2 protein-coding genes are annotated in these 3028 nt (G+C 34.6%); one reads left to right on the forward strand and one right to left on the reverse strand.

Annotated features, from left to right (window positions below):
* Window positions 1-1980, forward strand: a 1980-nt coding sequence (locus tag ACFIO3_RS10835; RefSeq protein WP_375704447.1) for a type ISP restriction/modification enzyme, incomplete at its 5' end; no start/stop codon positions are given.
* A gap of 172 nt (window positions 1981-2152) precedes the next feature.
* On the opposite strand, the gene ACFIO3_RS10840 is transcribed toward ACFIO3_RS10835, so the two are convergent.
* Complete coding sequence (locus ACFIO3_RS10840; RefSeq protein ID WP_375695931.1) at window positions 2153-2791, reverse strand: hypothetical protein; 639 nt, start codon at window positions 2789-2791, stop codon at window positions 2153-2155.
* Between the last annotated feature and the right edge of the window lie 237 nt (window positions 2792-3028).

The following is a 3028-nucleotide window of genomic DNA, read 5'->3' on the forward strand; positions in this document are numbered from 1 at the left end:
GATTTTTTTACACGCTATATGTTTGAGAATTCAGAGCGGTGTAAAAAACAGCAGGAAGTAGATATCCAAGTTATTGTTGGCAATCCTCCTTATTCGGTAGGACAAAAAAGCGAAAACGATAATGCAAAGAATACACCTTATCCGATATTAGATGACCGCATTCGTGAAACCTATGCTGCTCAATCTAAAGTAACAAATATACGAGCACTTTATGATAGCTATATACGCGCTATTCGTTGGGCGAGTGACCGTATTGATAATGCTGGGGTAATCGGCTTTGTCACAAATGGAAGTTTTTTAGATGCAAATTCTATGACGAGTTTAAGAAAGTGTTTTGTTAAGGAATTTAGCAGTATTTATGTGCTCAATTTGCGAGGAGATATTCGCAAAAATATGACGAATAAAGAGACTTCTCAAGAAGGAGAAAATGTTTTTGGCAATGGTAGTATGACCGGTATTGCCGTGACCTTATTTATAAAAAATCCCAATGCTTTTGGATCTTGTAAAATTTACTATCACGACATTGGTGATAATCTCACAACAAAAGAAAAACTTACTACTCTTGAATACTTTGGTAGTATTAGTGGTGTTACGCGTGAAAGCGGTTGGAAAATAATTACACCAGACAAGCACGGTGATTGGATCAATCAACGTGATGATAGTTTCAAGACATTCCTGGCTCTAGGTGTTAAAAAAGAGCATGATAAAAAGCTATTTGAAACTTATTCTCGTGGTATTATGACGAGTCGTGATGCATGGGTATATAACTCAAGCCGTAGTGTTTTATCAAAAAACATGAGTAATATGATTGCCTTCTATAATAGCGAAGTAGAACGTTTTAATAATACTTATGCACACACCGACCGTAAAATACGTACTAATGCTGTAAATGATTTTGTAAATTCAGATGAAAGAAAAATTAGTTGGAGTCGTGCACTTAAACAAGAGTTGGCAAAAGGTAAGTTTTTTGATTTTAAAAATGCATATCTTACGCAAAGTTTATATCGTCCTTTTATACAGCAATGGCTCTATTATAATCGCATTTTCAACGATATGGTTTACCAAATGCCGTGGATATTCCCTATAGGGCAAGCAGCAGAGAATAAAGTAATACAAGTTACTGGTGTAGGAGCAAGAAGATTTTCTGTATTGATGAATAAAGCCTTACCTAGTTTAGATGCAATAGAAAAAGGTCAATGCTTTCCACGTTATATTTACGAAGACACTACGGTTTCAAAAAGTAAAAGTGGGAAACAATCCCATTTATTTACAAATTCTACAGAGAAAAACACAACATCTGGTTTACAGAGACGTGATGCCATTACGGATGAAGGACTAGCATATTTTAAAGCCGCTTATCCTAATGAAACCATAACAAAAGATGATCTATTCTATTATGTTTACGGTCTACTTCATTCAGAAGATTATCGCTCTCGTTATGCTGATAATTTATGCAAAGAATTACCTCGTATCCCATGTGTAAAGAGTGCTGATGATTTTGGGAAATTTGTAACAGCAGGGCGTGAATTGGGTCATTTGCATGTGAATTATGAAGATGTAGAGCCGTATCCCGTGACCTTTAAAAAGGGTAATCCAAAACAGACAGAAATCTCTAATCCCGAAAAATTCTATTATGTAACTGAAATGAAATTTGCAAAAGCAGCTAAAGAGAAAGGAAAATCCGAAAAGGATAAATCAACAGTTATTTACAATAGCAATATTACCATAACAGATATCCCTCTTGAAGCTTATGAGTATATCGTCAATGGCAAGCCTGCTCTTGAATGGGTTATGGGGCGTCAATGTGTTAAGACTGATAAAAAGAGTGGCATTGTCAATGATGCTAATCGCTATGCTGTTGAAACCGTTGGAAACCCTGCCTACCCTCTAGAATTGTTTCAAAGGGTTATTACCGTAAGTTTAGAGACAATGAAAATCGTAAAAAACTTACCAAAATTGGAAATAAGAGAAACTGAATAACTTATAAAGCATGCTCACATAATGGATATGTTAATCTCACAAGGGGTATAGAGCTTATAACCATAATCTATACCCCCTTTATACATTGCTTACATATAAGCTTTAAAATGATAGCTTTATTAACATCGAACTTGTGGCTAAAATTCGTAATTATGCTGCTATTTTCCTAACTCTACTTTGGGACGATAAGCCCCTCTTTGGCTAGTTTCTCAACAGTTGTTTCTGCAACGCTTACTATGAGATTAGAAAATGATGCAAAAGCATTTCCATCGCTATAGCCTTTTGCTAGCCATATGGTTTCTTTGTTTTTTGTATTGTGAATAAGGTAAACACTAACACTTATGGCGGGCTTACTAATATTATATCCACCGGTCACATAACTTGGTGTCGTCTCAGTTTCTATGGTAACAGAGTTTCCAAATCTCGAAATAGAACTTGTAGAGGTTCCTGGATGATATGTTGGCGGGATATACGTCTGTGATATAGCACGATTATCAACGCTAACTATTAGGAGAGCATCTGCGCCTTTATTTGTTATAATTTTCTCTTTCTCGTTATAGGAATAATTACGAGTTGGAGGGAAAAGATCTAATCCTCTCAATATCTGTACATTGTATTTAACGAGAGATTTCTCAAAGGTGTCTTCAAGTTCTTTTTGCTCAGAAATAGACATGCCAACACCTCCTATGACCACCTTTTTCGTTTGAAATCGTCCCTTGTAGTTTGGATCAACAATTCCATTCAAATGTGTTATAGGACCACAAGCTGTGAGTATTAACAAACAAAGTAAAATAGAAAACTTCATCATCATAAACCTTTGATTAATGTCAAAAGTCTAATAATGTATTTATAATTTAAATTAAAGATGCGATTTGAATTTTTAAATATTTTTTTTCGATTGCCTTTAAGAAGTTATACCGTAATCTAAAATGATAACTTTATTGTTTTCAAAAGCTTTGTTTAAAGAGGGTTATATATATTCATTTTGCTTATAGGTTTTGAAGGTGTAAAAACCGTCAAAACCCCCTCAAAACGTATATTATTAGTT

Source organism: Bartonella sp. AD328YNZD (genome assembly GCF_042196425.1).

Bases quoted from the DNA above. Each gene is read 5' to 3' on its own strand.
- ACFIO3_RS10840 (WP_375695931.1), bottom strand. From the start codon at position 2,791: ATGATGATGAAGTTTTCTATTTTACTTTGTTTGTTAATACTCACAGCT.